24 protein-coding genes, 1 tRNA gene and 1 pseudogene are annotated in these 24,119 nt (G+C 69.3%); 16 read left to right on the forward strand and 10 right to left on the reverse strand.

The genetic code is table 11. The features are described from left to right. Window positions 1-57 precede the first annotated feature (57 nt). The 11 genes from CIK77_RS14185 to CIK77_RS14235 all read left to right on the forward strand — a co-directional run bounded on the left by CIK77_RS14185 (window position 58) and on the right by CIK77_RS14235 (window position 10,882). Entirely contained in the window at window positions 58-609 is a 552-nt protein-coding gene (locus CIK77_RS14185) for an RNA polymerase sigma factor (RefSeq protein ID WP_087054801.1), read from the forward strand. Beyond that, complete coding sequence (locus CIK77_RS14190; protein WP_087054802.1) at window positions 609-1,697, forward strand: DUF4349 domain-containing protein; 1,089 nt, start codon at window positions 609-611, stop codon at window positions 1,695-1,697. Before CIK77_RS14185 ends, CIK77_RS14190 begins: the two co-directional genes overlap by 1 nt. A 365-nt stretch (window positions 1,698-2,062) precedes the next feature. Further along, a complete protein-coding gene (locus tag CIK77_RS14195) occupies window positions 2,063-2,569 on the forward strand; it encodes an amino-acid N-acetyltransferase (RefSeq protein WP_087054803.1) in 507 nt (168 codons plus the stop codon). Between the two features lie 111 nt (window positions 2,570-2,680). After that, complete coding sequence (locus CIK77_RS14200) at window positions 2,681-3,358, forward strand: hypothetical protein (protein WP_249268577.1); 678 nt, start codon at window positions 2,681-2,683, stop codon at window positions 3,356-3,358. Window positions 3,359-3,532: 174 nt separating this feature from the next. Continuing rightward, a complete protein-coding gene (locus CIK77_RS14205) occupies window positions 3,533-3,946 on the forward strand; it encodes an SseB family protein (protein WP_442923147.1) in 414 nt (137 codons plus the stop codon). 292 nt (window positions 3,947-4,238) lie between these two features. Then, window positions 4,239-6,710, forward strand: coding sequence for a glycoside hydrolase family 3 C-terminal domain-containing protein (locus tag CIK77_RS14210; protein WP_249268578.1), 2,472 nt, complete (start codon window positions 4,239-4,241; stop codon window positions 6,708-6,710). Beyond that, complete coding sequence (locus CIK77_RS14215; RefSeq protein ID WP_087054805.1) at window positions 6,710-7,348, forward strand: hypothetical protein; 639 nt, start codon at window positions 6,710-6,712, stop codon at window positions 7,346-7,348. Before CIK77_RS14210 ends, CIK77_RS14215 begins: the two co-directional genes overlap by 1 nt. Before the next feature lie 4 nt (window positions 7,349-7,352). After that, window positions 7,353-8,378 carry a glycosyltransferase family 2 protein gene (locus CIK77_RS14220; protein WP_087054806.1) on the forward strand — a complete coding sequence of 342 codons (1,026 nt, stop codon included), beginning with the start codon at window positions 7,353-7,355 and terminating at the stop codon, window positions 8,376-8,378. Between the two features lie 29 nt (window positions 8,379-8,407). After that, window positions 8,408-9,130 (forward strand): LytR/AlgR family response regulator transcription factor, encoded by a 723-nt coding sequence (locus CIK77_RS14225; RefSeq protein ID WP_087054807.1) that lies wholly within the window; start codon window positions 8,408-8,410, stop codon window positions 9,128-9,130. Continuing rightward, the gene (locus CIK77_RS14230) at window positions 9,127-10,437 is read left to right on the forward strand and encodes a GHKL domain-containing protein (RefSeq protein ID WP_087054808.1); all 1,311 of its coding nucleotides are present in this window, start codon (window positions 9,127-9,129) and stop codon (window positions 10,435-10,437) included. Before CIK77_RS14225 ends, CIK77_RS14230 begins: the two co-directional genes overlap by 4 nt. 109 nt (window positions 10,438-10,546) lie before the next feature. Further along, window positions 10,547-10,882, forward strand: a complete 336-nt coding sequence (locus CIK77_RS14235; RefSeq protein WP_087054809.1) for a heavy-metal-associated domain-containing protein — start codon at window positions 10,547-10,549, stop codon at window positions 10,880-10,882. A 200-nt stretch (window positions 10,883-11,082) separates the two neighbouring features. On the opposite strand, the gene radA is transcribed toward CIK77_RS14235, so the two are convergent. Both radA and CIK77_RS14245 read right to left on the reverse strand, forming a co-directional pair. Beyond that, window positions 11,083-12,450 carry a DNA repair protein RadA gene (radA, locus tag CIK77_RS14240; RefSeq protein ID WP_087054810.1) on the reverse strand — a complete coding sequence of 456 codons (1,368 nt, stop codon included), beginning with the start codon at window positions 12,448-12,450 and terminating at the stop codon, window positions 11,083-11,085. 134 nt (window positions 12,451-12,584) lie between these two features. Then, a complete protein-coding gene (locus CIK77_RS14245) occupies window positions 12,585-13,967 on the reverse strand; it encodes an MFS transporter (protein ID WP_087054811.1) in 1,383 nt (460 codons plus the stop codon). Between the two features lie 178 nt (window positions 13,968-14,145). On the opposite strand from CIK77_RS14245, the gene CIK77_RS14250 reads away from it, so the two are divergent. The 3 genes from CIK77_RS14250 (at window position 14,146) to CIK77_RS14260 (ending at window position 15,055) form a co-directional block, all read left to right on the forward strand. Continuing rightward, window positions 14,146-14,236 (forward strand) — tRNA-Ser (locus CIK77_RS14250). A gap of 181 nt (window positions 14,237-14,417) precedes the next feature. Next, window positions 14,418-14,651 carry a FitA-like ribbon-helix-helix domain-containing protein gene (locus tag CIK77_RS14255; protein WP_087054812.1) on the forward strand — a complete coding sequence of 78 codons (234 nt, stop codon included), beginning with the start codon at window positions 14,418-14,420 and terminating at the stop codon, window positions 14,649-14,651. Window positions 14,652-14,653: 2 nt separating this feature from the next. Next, on the forward strand, window positions 14,654-15,055 hold the full coding sequence (locus CIK77_RS14260) for a type II toxin-antitoxin system VapC family toxin (protein WP_212647481.1): 402 nt from the start codon (window positions 14,654-14,656) through the stop codon (window positions 15,053-15,055). 34 nt (window positions 15,056-15,089) lie between these two features. On the opposite strand, the gene CIK77_RS14265 is transcribed toward CIK77_RS14260, so the two are convergent. Beyond that, window positions 15,090-16,631 carry an amidohydrolase family protein gene (locus tag CIK77_RS14265; protein WP_087054813.1) on the reverse strand — a complete coding sequence of 514 codons (1,542 nt, stop codon included), beginning with the start codon at window positions 16,629-16,631 and terminating at the stop codon, window positions 15,090-15,092. Beyond that, window positions 16,628-17,968 (reverse strand): cytosine permease, encoded by a 1,341-nt coding sequence (locus tag CIK77_RS14270; RefSeq protein WP_087054814.1) that lies wholly within the window; start codon window positions 17,966-17,968, stop codon window positions 16,628-16,630. The genes CIK77_RS14265 and CIK77_RS14270 overlap by 4 nt, the downstream gene beginning before the upstream one ends. A gap of 171 nt (window positions 17,969-18,139) precedes the next feature. On the opposite strand from CIK77_RS14270, the gene CIK77_RS14275 reads away from it, so the two are divergent. After that, on the forward strand, window positions 18,140-19,228 hold the full coding sequence (locus tag CIK77_RS14275) for a PucR family transcriptional regulator (protein ID WP_087054815.1): 1,089 nt from the start codon (window positions 18,140-18,142) through the stop codon (window positions 19,226-19,228). A 242-nt stretch (window positions 19,229-19,470) separates the two neighbouring features. Here the strand turns inward: CIK77_RS14275 and CIK77_RS17730 are convergent, their stop codons facing one another. The 3 genes and pseudogenes from CIK77_RS17730 to CIK77_RS14285 all read right to left on the reverse strand — a co-directional run bounded on the left by CIK77_RS17730 (window position 19,471) and on the right by CIK77_RS14285 (window position 21,932). After that, complete coding sequence (locus CIK77_RS17730) at window positions 19,471-19,626, reverse strand: hypothetical protein (protein ID WP_170934117.1); 156 nt, start codon at window positions 19,624-19,626, stop codon at window positions 19,471-19,473. A 107-nt stretch (window positions 19,627-19,733) separates the two neighbouring features. Then, on the reverse strand, window positions 19,734-20,558 hold the full coding sequence (locus CIK77_RS14280; protein ID WP_087054816.1) for a phosphoenolpyruvate hydrolase family protein: 825 nt from the start codon (window positions 20,556-20,558) through the stop codon (window positions 19,734-19,736). 11 nt (window positions 20,559-20,569) lie between these two features. After that, window positions 20,570-21,932 (reverse strand): annotated as a pseudogene (locus CIK77_RS14285) (Tm-1-like ATP-binding domain-containing protein). Here CIK77_RS14285 and yczR point away from each other — a divergent pair. Continuing rightward, the gene (yczR, locus tag CIK77_RS14290) at window positions 21,920-23,311 is read left to right on the forward strand and encodes an aminotransferase-like domain-containing protein (RefSeq protein ID WP_170934118.1); all 1,392 of its coding nucleotides are present in this window, start codon (window positions 21,920-21,922) and stop codon (window positions 23,309-23,311) included. The pseudogene CIK77_RS14285 and the gene yczR overlap by 13 nt on opposite strands. Before the next feature lie 200 nt (window positions 23,312-23,511). On the opposite strand, the gene CIK77_RS18365 is transcribed toward yczR, so the two are convergent. From CIK77_RS18365 to CIK77_RS18370, 3 genes are read right to left on the reverse strand one after another with little or no spacing between them, the layout of a single operon-like run. Next, on the reverse strand, window positions 23,512-23,556 hold the full coding sequence (locus CIK77_RS18365) for a hypothetical protein (protein WP_442923149.1): 45 nt from the start codon (window positions 23,554-23,556) through the stop codon (window positions 23,512-23,514). Continuing rightward, window positions 23,553-23,885: a hypothetical protein gene (locus CIK77_RS14295; protein WP_140403527.1), complete on the reverse strand. Its 333-nt coding sequence runs from the start codon at window positions 23,883-23,885 to the stop codon at window positions 23,553-23,555. The genes CIK77_RS18365 and CIK77_RS14295 overlap by 4 nt, the downstream gene beginning before the upstream one ends. Further along, window positions 23,845-24,105 (reverse strand): preprotein translocase subunit SecA, encoded by a 261-nt coding sequence (locus tag CIK77_RS18370; protein WP_442923148.1) that lies wholly within the window; start codon window positions 24,103-24,105, stop codon window positions 23,845-23,847. The genes CIK77_RS14295 and CIK77_RS18370 overlap by 41 nt, the downstream gene beginning before the upstream one ends. Window positions 24,106-24,119 lie beyond the last annotated feature (14 nt).

Consider the following 24,119-nt stretch of genomic DNA (forward strand, 5'->3'; position numbering starts at 1 on the left):
CGATTGCGCTCTTCCTGACACCTGCATAGTGAGAGACGATGACAGGCGAGGGTGGTCATGACCGAGAAGTCGAGCGATGCGGCGCTGATCGCCGCGGCCGCGGGTGGCAGCGAGATCGCCTTCCGCGAGCTGTTCCGCGCCTACGTGAAGCCCGTGTTCTGGGTTGCGCACGGCCTGCTCGGCGACCGCGGCGATGCCGAGGACGCCGCGCAGGAGACGTTCGCGACCGCGTGGCGCAAGCTCGACGGGTTCGAGCTCGCGGGCGAATCGGCGCTGCCCTGGCTGGCGACGATCTGCCGCAACGTGTCGGCCAACCGGATCCGGATGCGCCGGCGCGAACGCGAGCACTCGGCAGGGCCGGTGGACGAGCGTCAGCCCGACACGGTCGACGTCGAGCAGCAGATCATCGACCAGGCCCTCGCCGATCGCATCGCCGACGAGGTCGAGCGCATGTCGGAGGACGACAGGCGCATCTTCGCCCTCTGCGTGGCCGAGGGGTATGCCTACCAGGCCGCGGCCGATGAGCTGGGCATCGCCCACGGCGCCGTGAGGAATCGTCTCTCCCGAATCAGAACGCGGCTGCGTTCCGTCGTGAGGGAGGAAGCGTGATGAATGCCACCGAGCAGGACACGAACGGGGCTCCGGATCTGCCTGAGCTGTCGGACGACGCCGTCGATCGCATCGAGGCGGGGGTCTTCTCCGACATCGCTCGCGGCCGAGAGCGCGACCGGCGCCGCGCCCGCAAGCGCAGAGGATGGATCGGCGGGAGCCTCGGGGTCGCCGCCGCGCTCGTGGTCGGAGTCGTCGTCGTACCGGCGGTGATGTCGGGCATCGGGCTGACGGGCGGCGCGGCCGACTCGGCAAGCACGGCGGAGGGGGAGTCTGCGGGCGGCGGGTCCTCCGAGGTCGCGCCGGAGGCAGGGATCTCGGGCGGTGACGACTCGACGGAGTCGAGCGGTTCCGACGCCGCCGACGAGGGCTCTGACGGGGCAGGCGCAACCGAGGAAGATCGTCTGGTCATCCGGAACGGCTCGGCTGTGCTGGTGGTCGACGACGTGCTCGACGCGTCCGATGCGCTGACGGCGCTCGCCGCGGAGCACGACGGCTACGTCGAGGAGATCGGTTCGTCGAGCGACGACTACGGGTACCGAGAAGAGGTCGACGCGGCCGGCGTGCGCACCGGATGGGTGTCGCTGCGCATTCCCGCCGACCAGCTCGATGAGGTGCGACAGGCGCTGAGCGACATCGGCGAGGTGACCAGCACGCAGATCTCCGAGTCGGATGTGACGGGGCAGGCGATCGACCTGGAGGCTCGGATCGACACGGCGACGTCGTCGGTCGAGCGGCTCACCGAGCTGATGGAGCAGGCCGGATCGGTCAGCGATCTGCTCGACGCGGAGACCGTTCTGACCGAGCGACAGGCGCAGCTCGAGTCGTACCAGCGCGAGCTGGAGCACCTCGAGGGGCAGGTCGCGATGTCGAGCCTGCAGGTCGAGCTGACGCGGGACCGCGAGGTCGCCGAGACCGACCCTGCCGGCTTCGGGGACGGCCTGGTCACCGGATGGAACGGGCTGATCGGGTTCTTCAACGGCCTCGTCATCGCCATCGGGTTCATGCTGCCGTGGCTCGGCGTGATCGCCGTCGCCGGCGGGGTGGTCTGGATCATAATCCGGATCGTGCGCCGCCGCAGCGCCTGAGGTCGAGCCCGGGCATCTGCGCCCCGCCGAACACCGGCCGCCCTCACGGCGGCCCCTGAGCTGAGTACGACCGCACGGGATGAGTACGGTTTCGAGCCGGATGGGCCTCATCCCGCGCGGTCGTACTCGTGTGCGCTGCGCTGTCCGCGCTCGTACTGGGGCGGCGCGGCTGAGTCAGGGCGCAGTCGGGGAGGCCCACCCCTGGCGTGAGTACGATCGGCCGGGATGAGTACGGTTCGACGCCGATTGGTCGGATGTCGCGCGAACGTACTCATTTGGGCGGCGGGATCGCCCCGGCGGCGGCCGCTCATGCCCCTGCGGCGCGTCTCGGACTGCCCTCAGGCGCCGGGCGTAGCCTGAGGGCGATGAGCGACTACTTCGTCCGCCCCGCGACCGCGGCCGACATGGCCGCGGTGCACGAGATCCTGCAGCCGTACGTGATGCGGCGCATCCTGCTCGGCAAGGATCTCGTCGTGCTCTACGAGGCGACGCAGGAGTTCGTCGTCGCGGTCGACGACGCGGGCAGCGTGATCGGCTGCGGTGCCCTGCACGTGATGTGGCAGGACCTCGGCGAGATCCGCACGCTCATCGTCACGGACGAGTGGGTGCACCACGGAGTGGGCGGTGCGATCGTGGCGGCGCTCGAAGGGAACGCCCGCAATCTGGGCCTCACGCGCCTGTTCTGCCTCACGTTCGAGACCGAGTTCTTCCAGCGCCGCGGCTTTGCAGAGATCGGCGAGCAGGTCGTCTCGCCCGACGTCTACTCGCAGCTCGTGCGCAGCCCCGACGAGGGCATAGCGGAGTTCCTCGACCTGGCGCACGTGAAGCCGAACACCCTCGGCAACAGTCGGATGCTGAAGAACCTGCGGTAGCGGCAGCCGCCAGGTGCGGTCGGTTCCGTTCCGTCATCGCGCCGGGCGCGACCTCGTCGCCGCGCCGGAGCATGCCAGCCACTCACAGCGATCGCGGCCTAATCTGGAACCGTGAACGCCCGCCGCCATTCCCCCGCCGTGTACCGGCGGCGTCGGCTGATGGTGCTGGTGCTCGCGATCCTGGCGATCGCCGCGCTGGTGTGGCTGTTCGTAGCCCAGCCGTGGAGCGCTTCGGGCGGCGGAGGCGACGAGACGCAGACCGTGCCGACACCGTCGACGAGTGAGACGACCGCGTCGCAGGACTCGGACGCAGACGACGAGTCGGATTCCGAAGACTCGGACCCGACGCCGTCGCCCACGCCGACCGATGACGGATCGCCGAAGGAATGCGATCCGAATGCGATCACGGTCAAGGGTGTGACGGACAAGCGCGAGTACGGCAGCGACGACAAACCGAAGCTGTCGATCTCGCTCGAGAACACCGGCGACGTCGACTGCATCTTCAACGTCGGCACCACTCAGCAGGCATACACGGTTCTGAGCGGCAACGACGTGTGGTGGCGTTCGACCGACTGCCAGAAGGAGCCCAGCGACATGGAGGTGACGCTCGAGGCCGGCCAGGAGGTCTCCAGCGCAGAGCCCGTCGTATGGGACCGCACGCGCTCGAGCGTGGACAGCTGCGGCGACGAGAATCGCCCGGTCGCTCCCGGCGGGGGCGCGTCGTTCCACCTGCGCGTGGCGATCGGCGGCATCGAGTCGGAGCACACGCGACAGTTCATCCTGCGCTGATCCCTCGGCACATCCGGGCCGTCGGAGGCTCGCGAGATGCGCACTTCTTCGACGAATCCGCGTCAGAAGCGGCGCATCTCGACGACAAGTGCGCATCTCGCGAGCGGGGCGCGGGCAGACGGGGCACGAGGTCAGGATCGGGGCGGGCACAGGGGACCCGCCGGTAGGGTGGGGGTGATGGGGAAGAAGCGCAACAAGCCCGCCGCACTGACCGAGCAGGACACCCGCTCGGAGGCGCTCGCGCAGGCTCTGGAGAAGCAGGACATGGCGGCCGTCGCGCTGGCGCTGCGCAACGGCAACACGATCGTGCCGGTGATGAACCCCGGTGCGCGCGACAATCCTCTTGATTCCGGCGAAGTATGGACCTTCCGCGATCCCCAGACGGGGCAGGTCGCGCTGCTGCTGTTCAGCGATGCCCGCAACAAGCCGGAGAACCTCCCTCCGACGATCGGCGTGTACTCCCCGGAGTGGCTGAAGACGTTCCTCGCGCGCCACGCCGCCGAGATCACGACGGTGTTCCTCGACATCGCCGGCCCGCACCCCATGCAGGCCCCGCCAGAAGAGCTCCTCGCCGCTCTCGAAGTCTGAGTCGCGCAGCGCCCGGCCTCGACATCCCGGCTTCCGTGAGCCCCGCGGAATCCGCGAATGCCTACGAAGTGTCCGAACGCCTATGACATTGCGTAGGCGTTCGCGAAGAACGTAGGCGCTCGCGGCGATCGCCGGTGCCCACGGGGTGACGGCTGCCCGCGGCGTTCGGCTCGGGCAGATCATCCGGTGAATTCGACGTGTTATGCGACCGAACCGCCGTCCGACGCGGCGGAGGAGCAAGATGGTTCAGCGCACGGGGAGGATCCCGCGCGCACGATCGAAGGGGACAAGCGTGAAGGACACCGCGCAGCTCGTCGCTGAGCTCAGCGTGCTTGAGAAGGCAGCACTGCTCAGCGGTGAGAACACGTGGGAGACCCGCACGATCGACCGCCTCTCCGTGCCGTCGATCTGGATGGCGGACGGGCCCCATGGCATCCGGCGGCAGGTCGGCTCCGCCGACCACCTCGGCATCAACGGCTCGGAGCTGGCCACCTGCTTCCCGACATCGGCGACCGTCGCCAACACCTGGGACGAGGAGCTCGCCGCCGAAATCGGTGCCGCGCTCGGCCGAGAAGCGTCGTCGCAGGGCGTGAACGTGCTGCTCGGCCCCGGCCTGAACATCAAGCGCAGCCCGCTCGGCGGCCGCAACTTCGAGTACTTCTCCGAGGACCCTGAGCTGTCGGGTCGCCTCGCCGCGGCATACGTGCGCGGCATCCAGTCGGAGGGCGTGGCGACCACGCCGAAGCACTTCGCCGTGAACAGCCAGGAGCTGCGCCGGATGGTGACGGACTCCGTCGTCGACGAGCGCACGCTGCGCGAGATCTACCTGACGGCATTCGAGATCGTCGTCCGCGAGGCGAACCCGTGGGCGATCATGACCTCGTACAACCTGATCAACGGCACCTACGCACACGAGAACGCGCACCTGCTGCGCGACATCCTGCGCGATGAGTGGGGCTTCGACGGCGCAGTGATCACCGACTGGGGCGGCGGGAACGGTGCGGCCGACGGCGTGCGCGCAGGCGGCACGCTCGAGATGCCGTCGCCCGGCTTCGACTCGGTGCGCAGAATCGTCGCCGCCGTCGACAGCGGCGAGCTGGACGAGGCCGACCTCGACGCCCGCGTTTCCGAACTGCTGAACCTCGTCGCCCGCGTCACCGCCCGCGCCGTGCGTGCCAGCGTCGATCAGGAGGCGCACCACGCGCTGGCACGTCGCGCCGCGGCCGAGTCAGCCGTGCTGCTGCGCAACGACGACGCCCTGCTGCCCCTGGCATCCGGCACCCGCGTCGCACTGATCGGAGACTTCGCCGAGACGCCGCGCTACCAGGGCTCCGGCTCGTCGCTGGTGAACCCCACGCGGGTCACGTCGCTGGTCGACGCGATCGGCGCCACCGACCTCGACCTCGCGGGCTTCGCCCGCGGCTGCCGTCGCGACGGCGCAGCCGACGCGCAGCTCGTCGCCGAGGCCGTCGCGGCCGCCAAGCGGGCCGACGTGGCTGTGCTTGCGCTCGGTCTGCCGGAGATCGCCGAGTCGGAGGGGCTCGACCGCTCGGGCCTCTCCCTGCCCGACGCCCAGGTGCAGCTGCTGCGCGCGGTCGCCGCGGCCAACCCGCGCACCGTCGTCGTGCTCTCCGGAGGCGGCCCCGTCGCGATGCCGTGGCTGCGCGACGCGCAGGCGCTGGTGCACGGCTACCTCGGCGGCCAGGCCGGAGCCGAGGGCATCCTCGACGTGCTCACGGGGGGCGTGAACCCCGCAGGGCGCCTCGCCGAGACGCTTCCCATCGCGCTGGGCGACACCCCCACCGTCGGCCGCTTCCCGAGCACGAACCGCACCGCCGAGTACCGCGAGGGCCCGTTCATCGGCTACCGCTACTACGACACGCGCGGCATCGAGGTGACGTTCCCGTTCGGGTTCGGCCTCAGCTACACGTCGTTCGCGTACTCCGATCTGTCCGTCTCGGAAGAGCGCGTCACGTTCACCGTGACGAACACAGGAGAAACAGCCGGATCGGATGTTGCACAGGTGTACGTGGGGAAGACCGGTTCGAGCCGGGTGCTGCGTCCTTCGCGCGAGCTGAAGGGCTTCGCGAAGGTGCACCTCGAGCCGGGTCAGTCGCGCGAGGTGACGATCGAGCTCGGCGAGCGGGCATTCCGCTTCTTCGACGTCGAATCCGACGCCTGGCAGACCGAAGCCGGCGAGTACGAGATCGCCGTGGGGCCGAATGTGGCCGATCTGCCGCTGACGGCGATGGTCGAGCTCGACGGCACCGTGGCATCCGGAGCACTCGACTCGACCCTCGAGTGGTACCGCACAGGCGACATCCGGAATGTCCCTGACGACGCGTTCGAGGCGCTGCTCGGACGTCGGGCGCCCGAGGCGGAGTGGGGCTCTGGCCGTCTCGGCTTCAACGACCCGATCGACCGGCTCGAGGTGGCACGCAGCCCGCTCGCGCGGCTCGCGTTCCGGATCATCGACAAGCGTCGCCGTGCGGCTGAGGCCAAGGGCGAACCCGACCTGAACATCCTGTTCATGTTCAACGGCCCGTTCCGCGTGATCTCCAAGATGAGCGGCGGACTGGCCACGCAGCGGCTCACTGAGGCGCTGCTCACGCTCGTCAACGGGCAGACGTTCCGCGGCCTCGGTCGCGTCATCGCCGCGTTCCTGCGCGGCCGCCGCGCGGAGAAGCGCACGAGAGACTCGTTCCGTGCCGCCGCGGGCAACAGCAGCAACCGCGCCGATGGCGCCGGGAAGGAAGACGACTGATGTTCGCAGCGATCGCCCGCTGGTGGCGGGGCTTCCAGGTCTCGCACCCGGAACTGTCGAAGTTCGCGATGTTCTTCATCCTGTCGAACGGCGTGACCGTGCTGCAGCTCTCGCTGATGCCGGTGTTCCGGTGGGGCTTCGAGACCTACACCGACCTGATGAACGTCGGCTTCCAGGCGCTGCCCGTCGGCAGCGACGTCGACGGCAGCCAGTACTACATGTTCGACTACGCCGTGGGCGCGCTGCCCGCCGGCGGCGGCGGACTGGCCTACTTCCTCGCCGTGCAGATCACACTGCTGATCGCGCAGGTGCTCAACTTCTTCGCCCAGCGGAACATCACATTCAAGTCGAACACGTCTGCGTGGGTCGCCGCCGGCTGGTACACGCTGGCGTACATCGTGATCACGTTCATCGCCGCCGCGGCGCAGGGCTTCTACAAGGCGCCCATCTACGACCTGCTGATGAACGCGTGGGGCTGGGGCTCCTCGGGCGAGCTCGTAGCCGACATCGTGACGATGATCATCAACGCGGCGATCTCGTTCTGGGTGTTCTACCCCATCTTCAAGCTGATTTTCCGGCAGAAGCCGGAAGAAACCGCGGGCGCTCCCGCGGAGGACACCGAACTCCAGGCACACTAGTGTCATGCCGCTTCTGACGATCGTGGTCCCCGCCTACAACGCGGAGGCCTATCTTCGACGGGCGCTTGAGCCGCTCGTCCGCGTGAAGCGGGGCATCGAGGTGGTGGTGGTCGACGACGGGTCGACCGACGCGACCGCCTCGATCGCCGATGGCTTCGCATCCAGGCGGCCAGAGGCCATCCGGGTCGTGCGCCAGCACAACCGCGGCCACGGCGGTGCCATCAACACCGGGCTCGCGCATGCCACCGGCACGTACGTGAAGGTGCTCGACGCCGACGACTGGCTGAGCGTGCCCGCACTGGAGAAGCTGCTGCGCACGCTGCAGACGCTCGAAGAGGGCGGCGGCGTCGACGCGGTGTTCACCGACTACGTGCGCGACCGCGTCGGCAAGAACAACCGCGTGACGACGTTCGACACGGTCTTCCCCGAGCATCGCATCTTCTCGTGGGAGCAGACAGGGCGCTTCGCCAGGCGCCAGATCCTGATGATGCACGCAATCGTGTACCGCACCGAGGTCGTGCGGCGCAGCGGCATGGTGCTGCCAGAGCACACCTTCTACGTCGACAACCTGTACGTCGTCGAACCGCTCTCGCACGTGCGCAGCATGTACTACCTGCCGGTGCCGCTGTACCACTACTTCATCGGCCGGGCAGAGCAGTCGGTGGACCCCGCGGTGATGCTGCGGCGCGTCGACCAGCAGCTGCTCGTGAACAAGCTCGTGCTGAAGGCGATGCCCTCGCTCGAGGACGTGGCGACGGGGCGCGTGCCCGCGGAGCTGCAGGGCGCGCTGCTGCACTACGTGGAGCAGATCTGCGCCGTGACGTCGGCGACTCTCGCCAGGGGCGGGACGGTGGAGCACCTTGCGGCGCGCGACGCGTTCTGGCGCGAGATCAAGGCCGAGAGCCCGTGGTTGTACACGCGGCTGCGGCGCACGTTCCTCGGGTCGACGAGCAACCTGCCTGGCGGTGCCGGGCGTCGCGTGACGTCGCTGGCGTACAGCGTCGCACGGCGGGTCGTCGGCTTCAGCTGAGCCGAGAGCCGGCGGGCGAGGGGCACATCATGATCCGGATCGGCGTGGTCGAGGACGATCCGGCAGGCGTCGACCGACTGCTGGGGCACCTCGACCGGTTCCAGCGCGACCACGGCGAGAGCCTGCGGATCAGCCGCTTCGCCGACGGCGCCGACCTGCTGCACGACTATCGGCCGGACTGGGACGTGCTGCTCCTGGACATCCGGATGGAGCGGGTCGACGGCATGACGACGGCGCAGCGGATCAGGGAGGTCGATCCCGAGGTCCTGATCGTCTTCGTGACGAGCTCGCCGCAGTACGCCATCAGCGGGTACCGCGTCGATGCGCTGAGCTACCTGCTCAAGCCGGTCTCGTACCAGGAGCTCGAGCAGGAGATGCTGCGGTGCGTGCAGCGGCTCAGTCGTCGCGAGCGCCGCCAGATGCTGTTCTCGACGACCGACGGCGCCAGGCATCGCGTGGATCTGGCCGACATCCTGTACTTCGAGAGCTCGCGCAATCACGTGCTGATCCACACGCTCGATGCCGACCTCGCCACGGTCGGCACACTGAAGGCGCTGGAGGCAGAGACAGTCGGCGCCGGCTTCGTGCGCTGCAACAACGGGTACCTGGTGAACCTGCGGCACGTCACGGGAATCGACGGAGCGACCTGCCGGATCCGCGGCGGGGCGCGGCTGCAGATCAGCAGACCCCGCAAGGCGGAGTTCCTCGATGCTCTGGCCGGATACATCGGAGCCAGGGGCACGGCGCCGTGAGCGATCTGCTCCTGGGCGGGATGGACGACGACTCCCGTCTTCTCGTCGCGGCCCTGGCGGAGTGGGCGGCGTGCATGGTCTACGTGCTGGTCGCCCGCCGGCGCACCGTGTGGCTCCCGACAGCGGCGATCGCCGGGGCGGGGCTGGTCGCGCTGGCCGGGCTGCACCTGTGGACCGGCTCGCTGTCGACGCTCGGGTGGGCCTTCGGCATCGTGCTCGCCGTCGCGGTGATGTGGGTGCTGCTGATCGCCTCGTTGCGCGTCTCGGTGCTCGAGGCCGGGTACCTCGTCGCGAAGTCGTTTGTGGTCGCCGAGCTGGCGGCCTCGCTGTACTGGCAGATCGTGTGGTTCTGGCTCGGCGACTCCGCGGCGTGGGTGAGGGTCCTGGTGCTGGCGTGCGTGCTCGCCGCCGTTCTCTTCGCAGTCTGGGCGATCGAGCGCCGACGCATGGCAGATGGTGCAGGCCTGGGCGTGACATGGCGCGACATGGCGGGGGCTGCCGCGATCGCAGTGCTGACATTCGTCGGATCGAACGTCACGCTGATCGTCGAGCTTCCCTCGTTCGCCGATGTCTCGGGGCCCGTGCTGCTCTACGTGCGCACGCTCGTCGATTTCTGCGGAGCGATCGCGCTGTTCGCGCAGCAGGAGGTCAGACGCGAGCTGCAGGCGCGCCGCGACGCCGACGCGACGGCGCAGCTGCTGGGCAACCAGCACGACCAGTACGTGGTCTCGCGCCGCGCGATGGACGAGGTCAATCGTCGCTACCACGACATGCGGCATCACATCGATGCGGTGCGCGCGGAGACCGATCCGGCCTCGCGAGCGCAGCTGCTCGACGATCTGGCGGAGTCTCTGCAGGACCACGGCGACCAGGTGCGCACCGGCAACCGCGTCGTCGACGCCGTGCTCACCGGCAAGCGGGTGCGCGCCCGCGACGACGGCATCGAGGTGCGCTGCGTCGTGGACGGGACGCTGCTCGACTTCATGGCACCGCTCGACGTGACGGCGCTGCTGGGCAACGCCATCGACAACGCGCTCGAAGCCGCGCGGCTGGTGCCGGAGCCGCGGTCGGTGCGGGTGGCCTTGTTCGCGCACGATGACTTCGTGATGCTGCGCGTCGCGAACTCCTACGACGGCACGGTCACGCGGTCCGGAGGGCGACTCGTATCGCGCAAAGCCGAGCAGGGGCACGGATACGGGCTGAGCAGCATTCGCGCAATCGCGCAGCGGCACGGGGGCACCGTCTCGGTGGATCCCGGCGAGCGGTGGTTCTCTCTGCACGTGCTGCTTCCGCGGCCCGGGGTATGAAGCTGTGCGGGAAGTCCGCCTCGAATACCCCTAGGGGGTATATGCTGGGTGTGAGGGACCGGATGACGTTCCGGATGCCCAGACAGACTTTCGAGGAGAGGGCAGATTGATGGAGACTCAGCGGATCGAACTCGGGCTGACGGATGCGGCGCAGGAGAGCAGCTGTGGCTGCGGCGGGTGCGGGTGCGGCGACGCAGGAGTAGCCGAATCGGTTGCTCCCGCGGCGGCGGGCGAGACCACGACGGTGCAGGTCGAGGGCATGACCTGCGGTCACTGCGTCTCCGCCGTGACAGAAGAGGTCGGCAAGATCGACGGCGTCGAGCAGGTCTCGGTCGACCTCGTGGCCGGCGGTCTCTCGACTGTCACAATCGGCAGTGCTGCAGCTGTCGACTCCGAGGCGCTCCGCTCCGCCATCGACGAGGCCGGTTACTCCATCGCTTCCTGATCCGGTGGTCCGCTGATCCGGCGGCAGGGTGATCCGGCGGCGCGGTGATCCTGGGAGCCGGGCGGCGGGCTTGGCCACACCTCTGCGGCGCGCGGAGCAGGGCTCGCGAGATGCGCACTTTTCGTCCGCGAAGCGTCGAAGACCTGCGCATCTCGACGACAAGTGCGCATCTCGGCAACGGCGCTGGAGCGGAGCGCGGGTCAGAACGGAGAATCGACCTCGTCGGTGACGGCGCGGAGCGTGCGGGGGCGCGGCTGGATGCGGATCGAACGGATCGCCTCCTTGACCGTCGCGGACTCGGCGTCGACGACGCGCCCATAGCCGAGGCGCCCCGCTTCCGAGCGGCGCTGCGCGGACTGAGTGACGGGGCGCACCTGCCCGGCGAGGCTCAGCTCGCCGACTGCGGCGACATCCTTGCCCACGCTCCAATCGCCCAACGCGCCCGCCACCGCGACGGCGATCGCAAGGTCGGCGGCCGGCTCGGTGAAGCGCACGCCGCCGACGGTCGAGACGTAGACATCGCAGTTGCTGGTCGTGATGCCTGCGCGCTTCTCGAGCACCGCCAGCACCATCGCGACCCGTGACGCGTCGACGCCGTGCACGATGCGGCGCGGGTTCGGGGCGGACGTCCCGATCGTCAGCGCCTGCACCTCGACCGGCAGGGCGCGCCGTCCCTCCATCGAGATGCCGACGCACGTGCCGTTCTCCGGGTCGCCGCCCGAAAGGAAGAGGCCGCTCGGGTCAGGCACCTCGGCGATCCCGTCGCCGGTCATCTCGAAGCAGCCGACCTCGTCCGTCGGGCCGAACCGGTTCTTCAGCGCGCGCACGAAGCGCAGCGCCGTCTGACGGTCGCCCTCGAAGTGGCACACGACGTCGACGAGGTGCTCGAGCAGTCGGGGGCCGGCGACCTGACCGTCCTTCGTGACGTGCCCGACGATGATCATCGGCAGGTTCCGCTCTTTCGCGATCCGGATGAGCGTGGCCGCGACCTCGCGCACCTGGCCGGGCATGCCGGCCGCCCCGTCCGACTCGGACGACGACACGGTCTGCACCGAGTCGACGATCATCAGCTCGGGCTCGACGGAATCGATGTGCCCGATGATCGTGCCGAGGTCGGTCTCGCTCGCCAGGAACAGCTCGTCGTGCATCGCACCGGTGCGCTCGGCGCGCAGTCTCACCTGCGCAGGAGACTCCTCGGCGCTGGCGTACAGCACGCGTCGCCCGGTCGACGCCGCGCGTGCCGCGACCTCGAGCAGCAGCGTCGACTTGCCCACGCCGGGCTCGCCCGACAGCAGGATGGCCGCGCCCGGCACCACACCGCCGCCGAGCACCCTGTCGAACTCGCCGATGCCGCTCGGGCGCCGCGGTGCCTCCTGCGTGACGATCTGCGTGATCGGCGCGGCAGCCGAGGTGGGGATCATCGACTTCACACGCTTCGACGCCGCCTGCTGCGCGACCTCGATGACCGTGCCCCACTGCTGGCACTCGCCGCAGCGGCCGACCCACTTCGCCGTCGCCCACCCGCACTCGGAGCAGACGTACGCGGCGGTGGGTCGTTTGGAAGCCATGGATCCAGCGTATGCGGGGGTTCGGACATCCGGAGCCGCGGCAACCCGGTGTGAGGGCGAACGCCGGCGATCCGACAGGAAGCGGGCGGAGCGCACTGACTGCGCGCGACCGTATTCGGTTCGCCCGCGCCTGCCTACTCGGCGTCGCTGGGTGCGCGGGCCGGGTTCCTGATGCCGGCGAGCGAGACGAGGCCGCCGACGATCATGAGGCCTGCGACCACGACGGCTGCGCGGTAGAAGCCGTCGAGGTCGAGGGTACCGCCGACGATCGTGCCGACGGCGGCGATCGAGACCAGCCCCGCGACGCGTGAGATCGCGTTGTTGACGGCGCTGGCGATGCCGCTGCGTGCGGGTTCGATCGAGCCGAGGATCGCAGCCGTCAGCGGCGACACCATGATCGACAGGCCGACCCCGAACACGATCATGCCGGGCAGCACCTGCCACCAGTAGCTGAAGTCTTCGCGCACGGAGAGGAACAGCAGCGAGCCGATGCCCATCAGCACGGGCCCGATCGTCATGAACAGTCGCGGGCCGAAGCGGCCGGCGAGTGCGCCGATGCGGGAGCTGAGCAGGATCATCAGGATGGTCATCGGCAGGCTCGCCAGGCCCGCGAGCGTGGCGGACAGGCCCGCGCCCTCCTGCAGGTAGATCGCCAGCACGAAGCCGTTCAGCGACAGTGCCGCGTAGATCAGCGTCGTGGCGACGTTGCCCACCCAGAAGTTGCGCACCCGGAACAGGTCGAGCGGCAGGATCGGCGATCGGGCGGTGCGCTGCCGGATGAGGAACAGCGCGAACAGCACGCCGCCGCCGGCGAGCGTGATCGGTATCGCGGGGTGCGCCCAGCCGAGGCGGGGCTGCTCGATCAGCCCGAACACGAGCGCGCCGAGGCCCACCGTGCACAGCACCGCGCCGACCAGATCGATGCGGGCATCCGGATGTCGCGTAGCATCTCTGATGCCCCGCAGCAGCCACAGCGTGATCGCGATGGGGATCACGTTGATCAGGAACGCCAGGCGCCAGCTGGCGAGGTCGACCAGCGCGCCGCCGATCAGCGGGCCGGCCACCATCGCGCCGGTGGTCAGCGCCGTCCACGTGCCGATGGTCAGCGCCGTCCACGTGCCGATGGCCTTCGCCTGCGCGGCGCCGGAGAACATCGAGGTGATCAGGGCGAGCGAGCTGGGAACGAGGAAGGCGCCGGCGGCGCCCTGCAGCATGCGCGCGACCACCAGGATGAGCGGATCAGGTGCGAGGGTGATCGCGACGGAGGCGACCCCGAAGCCGATGAGCCCGATCTTCATCACGAACCCGCGGCCGAACGCGTCGCTGATCGAGCCGGCGACGAGCATGAGCGCGCCGAGCGTGATCAGATACCCGTCGACGACCCACTGCTGGGTGGCGAGGCCGCCGCCGAGTTCGCGATCGATCGCGGGGAGTGCGACGTTGACGACCGTGCCGTCGAGGAACGCCACGAACGACGCGAGGATCGCGATCCACAGGACCCGTGTTGACGATGACACGTGGTCAGCGTACGCCCGGCATCCGACATCGGCTCCGGATGATTCTCACGAATCCGCTCTGCCGCTGCGCCGCCCATCCGGAGCAGTTCCCGTCGGCCGTCCGCGCGACGCGCCCGGGAGCATCCGGGTGAGACCCGCCGATTCGCGCATCCGGCGAACGATGCGTAAACTTATCGGCGGTGACGTGTCCGAGCGGCCGAAGGTGCAACACTCGAAATGTTGTGTAGGGTAACCCCCTACCGTGGGTTCAAATCCCACCGTCACCGCCATCTGAAAGCCCCTGGTTCGCCAGGGGCTTTCTTCGTTGCGTGGTCCTGACTGTGTATGCGGCTCCGCGGTTCGTGTGCGTCTGGTGCGGCTTCTGTGCCTGGCATTGCTGCATTCGGGGCCAGAGAATCGAGGTTCGATCGCGTGCCTGCAATATGCATGCATGCGATGTAGAATGGGCGCATGTCCGTCAATATCACGATCCGCGCTGTCCCGGATGATGTGCGTGACGTGCTTGCCGCGCGCGCGGCGGATGCCGGGAAATCGCTGCAGGAGTTCCTGAGCGCCGAACTCGCACAGATCGCTGCGCGTCCGAGCCCGTTGGAGGCGATTGCGCGTGCCCGGGCGCATGCCGCTGCGCTTCCGCAGGTCGACGGTGGCGATCTTCGCGGAGACCTCGCGGCCGACAAGCGCTGACGATGCGCACTGTGCTCGTTGTCGACGCATCGGTCCTGGTGACGCTGCTCATCGACCCCGGAGATGCGGGCGAGCGCGTCGCGGACCGCATGCGAGGGGCGGACCTGCTCGCCCCGACGCTCGTGCACTACGAGGTCGCGAACGTGCTGCGCCGAAGGTGCAATGCAGGGATGCTGTCACCGGTGCAAGCCGACCAGGCGTTCGAGGATCTCCAAGCACTGTCGCTCCTGCTGTGGCCGTTCGACGCCCTCAGCGCCCGAGCGTGGAGCTTGGGGCACAACCTCTCCGCCTATGATGCCGCGTACGTCGCACTGGCGGAGACCGCTGGTGCGACGCTGCTGACCCGTGACCGGCGTCTCGCGAACGCGCACGGCGTGCGCTGTGCAGTGGAGGTCATCGAATAGCGGGTGGCGCGAGGCCCCGCGCCACCCGCATCGATCACACCGCCGCTGCCTCCCGTACCCACGCGCTTTCGTCGCCCGACCAGCGGTTCACCGGCATCGCCCGTGCGGACGTCTCGGCGTGCATCCGGGCGAATGCGGGCGCGAACACGGCGTTGATCTCGTCGAGCCGGTCCTGCTCCTCGCGGATGGCGGGCATCTCCTCGCGGAAGGCGGCGATCACGGCGCCCTCGTCGATCTGGGTGAGGCGGCCGTTCTCCACGGTCACCACACCGTCGACCATCACGCGCACGATCGACGAGCCGTTCTCGCTGTAGACCAGTTGATTCTCCAGATGATTTCGAGGCATGAAGGCCAGCGTCTCGGTGTCGAACATGACGAGGTCGGCGCGCTTGCCCACCTCGAGCGACCCGACCGCGTGGTCGAGCACGCCGCTGCGGGCGCCGCCGATCGTCGCGGCCGATAGCACCTCCGGCGCGGTGGGCCAGCGCTCGAAGTCGGGCTCCGAGATCTTGTGCAGCAGCGCCGCCGTCTTCATCACGTCCATCAGCCTGGGTGAATCGCTCGACGAGCATCCGTCCGTCCCGAGGCCGAGGTTCACTCCCGCGTCTCGATACCGCCGCCAAGGCAGGATGCCCGAGCCGAGCTTGAGATTGGAGATCGCGTTGTGCGACACCGAGACGCCAGCGCGGGCGATGCGCTCGATGTCGTCGTCGGTCACCCAGATGCCGTGCGCGAATGTCGTCCGCTCGCTGAGCGCCCCGATCTCGTCGAGGTGCTGCACCAGCGTGCGCCCGCCGTAGAGTTCGTCGCCCGTGACCGCCTGCGTCTTCGTCTCCAACACGTGCACGTGCACCTCGGCGTCGTGCTGCACGGCGAGCTGAGTCGCGCCGACGATGAGGTCATCGGTGCAGCGCTGCGGACCGGACGGCGCCAGCATGTACCGGATGCGCCCGCCCGCCGTGCCGTGATGGCGCTCGAACGCCGCCCGCGAGAAATCGAGGTACTCGTCGGCGGTCAGTGTGGGCATCGCCCGCACCTCGCGCACCAGGTCATCCGGCAGCCAATCAGCCACGAACGGCAGCGTGTCCACGAAGGGCCGGTTGATGACGTGGCCCGACACATTGGCGCGGATGCCGATGTCCGCATACGCGTCGACCACGGCCGCCAGCTGGTCGGCATCCTGTCCCGGCGTCTCGAGCACATCGTCGATCAGCGTGGTCACACCCGCCTTCATCGACTCCATCGCGAACATCAGCGACCGGAGCCGGATCAGATCCGGGCTCATCCGACCTGCGCCCAGGATCGGGTACGAGCCCAGCATCCACAGTTCGAGCGGCAGATTGTCGTAGCGGCCCTTGAAGAAGTACTCCCACGAGTGCGTGTGGGCGTTCACGAAGCCCGGCGTGATCAGCAGGCCCCGGGCGTCGATGACTTCCTCACCCGGCTGAGCCTGCAGATCCGGACCGATCTGCGTGATCCGGCCATCGGAGATCCGGATGTCCGTGCGCACGGGGGCGGCATGGGTGGCGTCGTCCATCGTGATGACGTCGCCGCCGCGGATCAGGGTCGTGCTCATTCTGCGGCTCCGATCTTCTCGCGCTGTGTGCGCTCGACGCCACTGTCGGCGCCCGAGCCGCCCCTGCCCATCCGAGCGACGGCGTGGCAGACGGGTGCGGCGATGATCGCCACGATCACACCCTGCACGGCTGGACTGCCGATGCCTGTCACGGTGCCGAACAGGGCGGCGCCCGTGCCGCACAGATACGCGACGATGCCCGGCCAGACGAACGCAACCGCCCGGTCGACCGGAGTGCCGGGGTCGCGCATGCGCCACACGAACAGGAAGGTGCCGATGATCACGCCGCCCAGGGGAGGGATCACAGTGCCGAGCAGCACGAGAAACCCGGTCAGCGCGTCGGCGAGCCCGGTGACCGCGAGGGCGGTGCCGATCACGACGCCGCCCACGATGAAGGGCCGCTTGGTGCCCTTGCCGAACATCTCGGCGCCCGCGACGCCGAAGGCGTACGCTGCGTTGTCGTTCGTGGTCCAGAGGTTGAACGTCAGCATGAACACGCCGAGCCCCGCGAGCCCGAGCGTCATCAGCAGCGCGGTGAAGTCCGGCTCGCCGAAGGCGACGGCACCGGCCCCGCCGAAGAAGAGCATCGCCGTCTCGATCACGATGAGTGATCCGAAGCCGACCAGGAACGCGACACGGGCGCTGCGGGCGAAGCGCGACCAGTTGCCGATCTGCGTGCCGCCGGAGATGAACGTGCCGATCATCATCGTCAGCGCGAGCCCCGGCGGGATCGACCCGTCGCCGGTCGTGGCGAACATCCCGCCCCATCCGCCGATCTCGTCGACCGAGACCGTCGTGATCCAGATGCACAGGGCGAACATCAGCGGCACCGACACCCACGACAGGATCTCGATGCCTTTGAAGCCCCAGTACGCCGTCGTCGCCATCAGCACCCCGCCCAGAACGGACAGCGGCCAGGAGACGCTCCAGCCGAGCGCTGAGGAGAGCAGATCGGAGAAGATGCCGACCGTGATGCCGTACCAGCCGATCTGCGTTCCGCCGAGCACCAGCGATGCCCACTTGCCGCCGACGCGGCCGAGCACGAGGCGCGAGACGAGCACGGTCGACAGCCCGGTGCGCGCGCTCGCCGCGGCCAGCGTCGCGACGTACACCGCGAGCACCACGGAGGCGGTCACGGCGAGCCCGAGGAACGGACCGAACCCGAACGCGCCGGCGACCTGCCCGCCGGTGACCATCGTGGGCGTGAAGAAGACGAAGCCGGCCACGACGACGAGCAACGAGAACCATCCCCGCCTGGCGTGGCCGGGCACACGGGTGAGGGGATAGTCCTGGTCGACGGTCGCGCCTGGTGCGGGAGGGGAAGAGGTCCTGGTCATGTGACGCTCCTTTCGCTGCCCGCCATTCGATCCGGTGAATGTTTCGTCGCCGTTGCGTGGGCGCAGGGAGTGGTCGTTCCGCCCGCTGCCCGCCCCCGGAGGTGTGGAGGTCGACACCTGCGGAAACACCGGTGACATCGAGCGGAAACGGCGCGGTCCTAGCGTGAGGGCATGCCGATGAGCCCGGATGCCTCCTACGAGCGGGCCTCCGATGCCATCCGGGTCGGGGACGTCTTCGAATGGGCACAGCCGCACGTCGATCTGGTGGGAGACGCCGTCGGGCTGGACAGGGTCATCCGGTGGCCGCTGCCGTCTGACCTGCTCGACCCGAGCCCTTACCTGCGCGGCGGCGAGCTCGTGCTCACCTCCGGGATCTCCATCCTCGAGGCGGCGTCGCAGCGTCGGTTCGTCTCCGCGGTGTGCGCTGCGGGCGCGACGGCGATCGGATACGCGCTCGGTGTGGTCACCGACACCGTCCCGCCGGCGTTGATCCGCGCGGCGAACGCGGAGGGGCTCGCCGTGATCTCGGTGCCTCCCGACATGCCGTTCGTCGAGATCATCCAGCGGTTCTCCATCGAGCGTCACCGCCGCGACGGAGAATCGCGCGAGCGTGCGCGCGTCGGCGCGATCGTCGAGATGGTGCGTCGTGCGCAGGCGAGCGCCATGGTCCTGGTGCCTGAGCTCGCCGACGGCGAGCAGAGCAGGGTGCACATCGTGGTCTCGAAAGGGGCAGCGCCCCGTGTCGACGGGCCGGCGCTGCGGGGAACGTCGGGGCCGTATGAGATCGCGATCGTGCCCGTCGTCGATGGCGGATCGGATGAGGTGCCGGTCTCAGATTCTGACGTGCCGTTCGGGTGGAGCGGGCCTGTGGAACTGGGGCGGGCCGCCACGGCCATTCGCGAGGCGTTCGCTGGAGCGGCGCTGGCGGATCGGACGGGCAGGCCGGCGGGGCCGAGGGACCTGGCGACCGTCGAAGGCCTCGCGCGTCGGCTCACCCCGGAGCAGGCGGCGCCGTTCGCTCAGCACGTGATCGATCCGCTTCGCGACTACGACACGCGCCACCGCACCCGGCTCATGCACACGGTAGAGGTCGCGTGTCGGCGGGAGGGCGCGATCGCGCAGACGGCCGACGAACTGTTCGTGCACGAGAACACGCTGCGCAAGCGCGCGGCACGCATCGAGACTCTCACCGGCCTCAACCCGCTGCGCGGAGCCGACCGCGCCGCGTTCGTCATCGCGCTGCTCGCCGACGCGGGGTGAGGGCATCGCGCGGTGCGACGCATCCGGGGGCCGTCGGCGCCCGCGCAGCGCCGTGTGGCGCTGGTTCGTTTGCGCCGTTCGCCGGTTCGCGGTGCCTGAACGCCGCGGACGGCGCAAATGAACATGGAGGTGGCGCGGCGCTGGGTGCGCTCGGCATCGGCGCGGGGTGGGTGCCTTCGATTGTGCGCTTCGCGGGTTCTGCGGGCTCGTAGGCCGCGTTCGGCGCAAACGAAGCGCGCCGGTCAGACCGTGTGCGCATCCGATTCGGCGACGATGCGCGCCGCGCGTTCGGCTCGGCGCTGGCGGTAGCGGGCGTTGATCTTGTCGGCGCCTGCGGCGATCACGAGCGAACCGGTGAGCGGGCCGATGAACATGAGGAGAAAGGCTGCGGTATCCATGACTTTGACGCTACGAGCCCGCGGCGCCGCCCACATCCGCCTGTTGGCGGAGATCGGCGCGGCTCGTCTCCTCCGCCGCGCGGGGGAGACGGGCCACGCCGTCGCGATCAGCCGAAGGTCACGGCCTTGAACTTCTCGGTCTGCTCGCGGATGCCGACCTCGGTGGGGAGGCGCTCGATCGAACTGGCGCCGAAGAAGCCGACCACGCCCTCCGTGTGCGAGAGCACGTACTGGGCGTCATCCGGTTCGGCGATCGGGCCGCCGTGGCACAGCACCAGGATGTCCGGGTTGACGGCCACGGCCGCATCGCGCATCGCCTGCACGCGCTCGACCGACTCGTCCAGCGTGAGCGCCGTGCTCGCGCCGATGGAGCCCTTCGTGGTCAGACCCATGTGCGGCACGAGGATGTCGGCACCGGCCTCGGCCATGGCGGTGGCCTGCTCGGGATCGAACACGTAGGGGCTCGTGAGCAGGTCGCGCTCGTGTGCCTGGCGGATCATGTCGACCTCGAGGTCGAAGCCCATGCCGGTCTCCTCGAGGTTGGCGCGGAACGTGCCGTCGATGAGACCGACGGTCGGGAAGTTCTGCACACCGGCGAAGCCGGCGCTCTTGACGTCATCGAGGAAGCGCCCCATCACCCGGAACGGATCGGTGCCGTTCACGCCGGCGAGCACCGGGGTGTCCTTCACGACGGGGAGCACCTCGTTCGCCATCTCCATCACGATGGCGTTGGCGTCTCCGTACGCCATCAGGCCGGCGAGCGAGCCGCGCCCCGCCATCCGGTAGCGGCCCGAGTTGTAGATGATGAGCAGGTCGATGCCGCCGGCCTCCGCCGATTTCGCGGAGATTCCGGTGCCCGCCCCGCCGCCGATGACGGGCCGGCCCGCGGTGACGGCGGCGTTCAGGCGCTGCAGCGCTGTGGTGCGATCCATGGTGTGGTTCCTCACTCCTCGTTGGGTTCCCTGGCGGAGATCAGGGCGTGCAGCCGACGCGCGGCGTCGCGCCCGAAGCCCTGGTCGTTGATGTGGCGGTCGTCCTCGATCACGTCGACGTGCGATCCGGCCAACGCGCCGCGCACCGCATCGAACAGCGCGGCGTCGGCATCAGGATCGTGGAAGGGCGCGCCCTCGGCGTCGATGCCGCTCACGCCGCCGCAGGGGATGATCAGGGCGGAAGGCCCGCGCGCATCCGCGAGCTTCTCGCCGATCAGGTGGCCGAGCTCGGCGTTCTCCTCGCGCGTGGTCCGCATCAGCGTCACGGTCGCGTTGTGCACGACGAAGTCGCGATCGTCGAACTGCGCGGGCACGTGCTCGCGCGGCCCGAAGTTGACCATGTCGAGCGCGCCGAGCGAGACGACCTGCGGCAGACCTGCCCGGCCGGCGGCCGTGAGCCGGTCGGGCCCCGCCGTGAGCACGCCGCCGACCAGGTCGTCCGCGAGCTCGGTGGTGGTCAGGTCGAGCACCCCGGCGAGCTGACCGTCGCCGGCGAGCTTCTCCAAGGCGCGCCCGCCCGCGCCCGTGGCATGGAAGACCAGCGGCTCGTAGCCCAGCTCGACGAGCTCGGCGCGCGCCTCGTCGACGGCGGGCGTCGTCAGCCCGAACATCGACAGGCCGACCAGCGGCAGATGCTCGGCGCCGCTGTGCGAGCGCCGAGCGTGGTGAGCCGCCGCCATCGCGGCGATCGCGGCGGCGGCGTTGTCGAAGACCTGCTCGGAGATCGAGTTGATCCCCGCGACGTCGACCACCGAGTACATCAGCGTCACGTCGGACTCGCCGACGTAGGGGGAGACGTCTCCGGATGCCATGGTCGACACGAGCAGCTTCGGCACGCCGACGGGCAGCGCCCGCATCGCGCGGGACGCCACCGACACGCCGCCGGAGCCGCCGACCGCGAGCGAGCACTCCATCGACCTCGCCCGCTCCGTGCATCCGATGAGCGTCGCGCTCGCGCGCCGTCCGCCATCGCGTCCATGCGCGCCGCGGTCGCCGCGCGCGCGCGCGCTGCAGTCGTGTGCGCGGCGCCGGCGCGACATCATCCGGTGCCACGTCCGCCGTTGCCTCGGAGAACGGGCCGACGTCGATCGTGACGACCTCGGCTCCGTGCGCGCGCACCCGCTCGGCGAGCCAGGCGTACTCGCCGCCCTTCGTATCCATGGTGCCGATCAGTACGACTGTGGTCATGGCCGCTCCTCTTCGTCGAGACGTGTGGGGGAAGTGCTCAGCCCAGCATGCGCGGTCCGACCATGTACGGTGTGGTCCAATTGAGGAGAATTGGATCAGAGGTCGGAGCGAACGTGGAACAGGCATCGGCGAGCCGCGTCGCACGGCTGCTCGGCGCGTGGCAGGCGGACGAGGCCTCGTCGGCGACCGCGTTGCGCACGGCGCTCGCCGATCTCATCGAGGGCGCTCATCTGCCATCCGGTCAGATGATGCCGACCCAGCGTGCGCTCGCCGAGGCGCTGGGCATCGCCCGCGGCACGGTCTCGCGCGCGTACGCGGGCCTCGTCGCGAGCGGTCACCTCTCCGCGCGTCAGGGCGCGGGAACCTTCGTGCGCTTCGGGCGCCGAGGCACCGGCGACGGCCACGGACGCCTGGCGTCTTTCGACGAAGGGCCAGCGACCGTGGCGATCGACCTCTCGTCTGGAGCGCTCCCCGGCGGGGAGGTCGTGGCGCGGAGCATGCCGGAGATCGGCCGCCTGCTGCACGAGCACCACCTCGCGGGCGACGGCTACCATCCGGCGGGGCTGCCGGAGCTGCGCGCCGCGATCGCGGCGACGATCTCCCAGTCGGGGCTCCCCACGCACAGCGACGAGGTGCTGATCACGGCGGGTTCGCAGCAGGCCGTGAAGCTGATCGCAGCGGCATTCGCAGGCCCAGGCAGCCTCGTGGTCGTGGAGGACCCCACCTATCGCGGCGCGCTCGAGGCGTTCTCGGGTGGTGGGGCTCGGCTACGGGGCGTGCCGATGTCGCCCACCGGAATCGATCCGGATCAGCTCGCCGGGGCCGCGAGGAATGCCGATCTGGTCTACCTGCAGGCGGCGCTGCACAACCCGACCGGGGTGCACACAAGCGGCCGCCGCCGAAGCGAGATCGCGGCAGCCATGCACGACCAACGCGCGATGGTCGTCGACGACCAGTCCAGCGCCGACCTGTCGTGGACGCGCTCGGGGCGCCTTCCGGGTCTGGAACGCGACGTCGATTCCGAGCGGCTGCTTCTGGTCGGCACCTTGTCGAAGCTGTTCTGGGGCGGCATCAGGGTGGGGTGGATCCGCGGTCCGAAGGCGACGATCGCGCGGTTGACGGACATGCGGCGCGGACTCGATCTGTCCGGCTCCGTGCTCGATCAGCTCGCCGCCGTTCTCGTGCTGCCGCACGCCGAGGCGCAGCAGCGAGCGCGGCGGGAGTGGTTGGCGTCGCAGTTCTCCGCCGCGACGACGGTGATCGGATCGGCGCTGCCCTCGTGGCGGTGGTGGCTCCCGGCGGGCGGCTCGGGGTTCTGGGTCGACACCGGAACCGACGCGGTCGCCCTGGCCCAGCGCGCCCTCGCACGCGGTGTGCGGATGACGGCCGGTCCCGCGTTCTCTCCGCACGAGGCGCACGGGACGTTCCTGCGACTGCCGGTGTGGCATCCGGACGGGCAGTTCGCGGAGGCGATGGAGATCGTCGCCGACCTCATTCGCCGGTAGCGGCATGCGACATCCGGTTCGAAGCGACGCGCGCCGGTTCGTTGGTGCGCTTCGCGGGTTCTGCTGTCGGAATCGGGATGAGGTGACACTGGATGTCACTGGCTGGAGTCTGCTCGGCGCCCTCCAGCACGCTTTTGCAATGACATTTTCCCAACCGCTTAGGTGTCGTGTCATCGTGACACCCGTAGTTGTCCCGGCGTTCAAGTATTGCGAGGCTTCCTCGCTGAGGTCTTCAGGGTCTTCAGGTTGCCCTTCGGCCGGGCGCGGTTCGGCAGGTCATGTTGGCTTTGAGGCGTGCGACGCTCTCAAGAACGTCCGCGTAGCGCAGGTGGTCGACCCAGTTGGTGAGTTTCTCGGTTGTCATCTCACCTGACGCGGGCACAAGGTCGCGGTCGAGGGTCCTGACGGCGCCGTGGCAGCCTTCCATGGCACCCTCACCGGCAATCTTGGTTTCTGTCGTCGGAAGAAAGTAATGGGAAGCCATGCGGCGATCCCATCGCAGCAGGCAGCGGCCGGAGTTCAGACCAGTTTGCTCACCCGCTGCTGCGTCGAGATCGTGACCGCGGCGGATCACGCGGCCTCATGGGTGTCGCTACGGTGTTGAGTGCTCTCACTTCGATGCCAGTCTGGGCAAGGGCGGCAATGAACGGTTCCGAATCGGCGACGCTCTGTTTGCCGACGAAGAGCGGTTGACCGGTGACGTGGCGATCACGGGACTCGGCCACGACCGCATCGCGACGCATGGGATTGTTGAGGAACACCAGTTGTGGGGGCCTGTGGCTCCGCAGCAGCACAGGCCCCCGGTCTC

Source organism: Microbacterium sp. JB110 (genome assembly GCF_003335195.1).
Classification (GTDB): Bacteria; Actinomycetota; Actinomycetes; order Actinomycetales; family Microbacteriaceae; genus Microbacterium.

Coding starts and splice junctions, on each gene's coding strand:
- CIK77_RS14185 (WP_087054801.1), top strand. CDS start 58: ATGACCGAGAAGTCGAGCGATGCGGCGCTGATCGCCGCGGCCGCGGGT.
- CIK77_RS14225 (WP_087054807.1), top strand. CDS start 8,408: ATGATCCGGATCGGCGTGGTCGAGGACGATCCGGCAGGCGTCGACCGA.
- CIK77_RS14215 (WP_087054805.1), top strand. CDS start 6,710: ATGTTCGCAGCGATCGCCCGCTGGTGGCGGGGCTTCCAGGTCTCGCAC.
- CIK77_RS17730 (WP_170934117.1), bottom strand. CDS start 19,626: ATGGATACCGCAGCCTTTCTCCTCATGTTCATCGGCCCGCTCACCGGT.
- CIK77_RS14260 (WP_212647481.1), top strand. CDS start 14,654: ATGCGCACTGTGCTCGTTGTCGACGCATCGGTCCTGGTGACGCTGCTC.
- CIK77_RS14275 (WP_087054815.1), top strand. CDS start 18,140: ATGCCGATGAGCCCGGATGCCTCCTACGAGCGGGCCTCCGATGCCATC.
- CIK77_RS14255 (WP_087054812.1), top strand. CDS start 14,418: ATGTCCGTCAATATCACGATCCGCGCTGTCCCGGATGATGTGCGTGAC.
- CIK77_RS14235 (WP_087054809.1), top strand. CDS start 10,547: ATGGAGACTCAGCGGATCGAACTCGGGCTGACGGATGCGGCGCAGGAG.
- CIK77_RS14280 (WP_087054816.1), bottom strand. CDS start 20,558: ATGGATCGCACCACAGCGCTGCAGCGCCTGAACGCCGCCGTCACCGCG.
- CIK77_RS14220 (WP_087054806.1), top strand. CDS start 7,353: ATGCCGCTTCTGACGATCGTGGTCCCCGCCTACAACGCGGAGGCCTAT.
- radA (WP_087054810.1), bottom strand. CDS start 12,450: ATGGCTTCCAAACGACCCACCGCCGCGTACGTCTGCTCCGAGTGCGGG.
- CIK77_RS14265 (WP_087054813.1), bottom strand. CDS start 16,631: ATGAGCACGACCCTGATCCGCGGCGGCGACGTCATCACGATGGACGAC.
- CIK77_RS14270 (WP_087054814.1), bottom strand. CDS start 17,968: ATGACCAGGACCTCTTCCCCTCCCGCACCAGGCGCGACCGTCGACCAG.
- CIK77_RS14190 (WP_087054802.1), top strand. CDS start 609: ATGAATGCCACCGAGCAGGACACGAACGGGGCTCCGGATCTGCCTGAG.
- CIK77_RS14195 (WP_087054803.1), top strand. CDS start 2,063: ATGAGCGACTACTTCGTCCGCCCCGCGACCGCGGCCGACATGGCCGCG.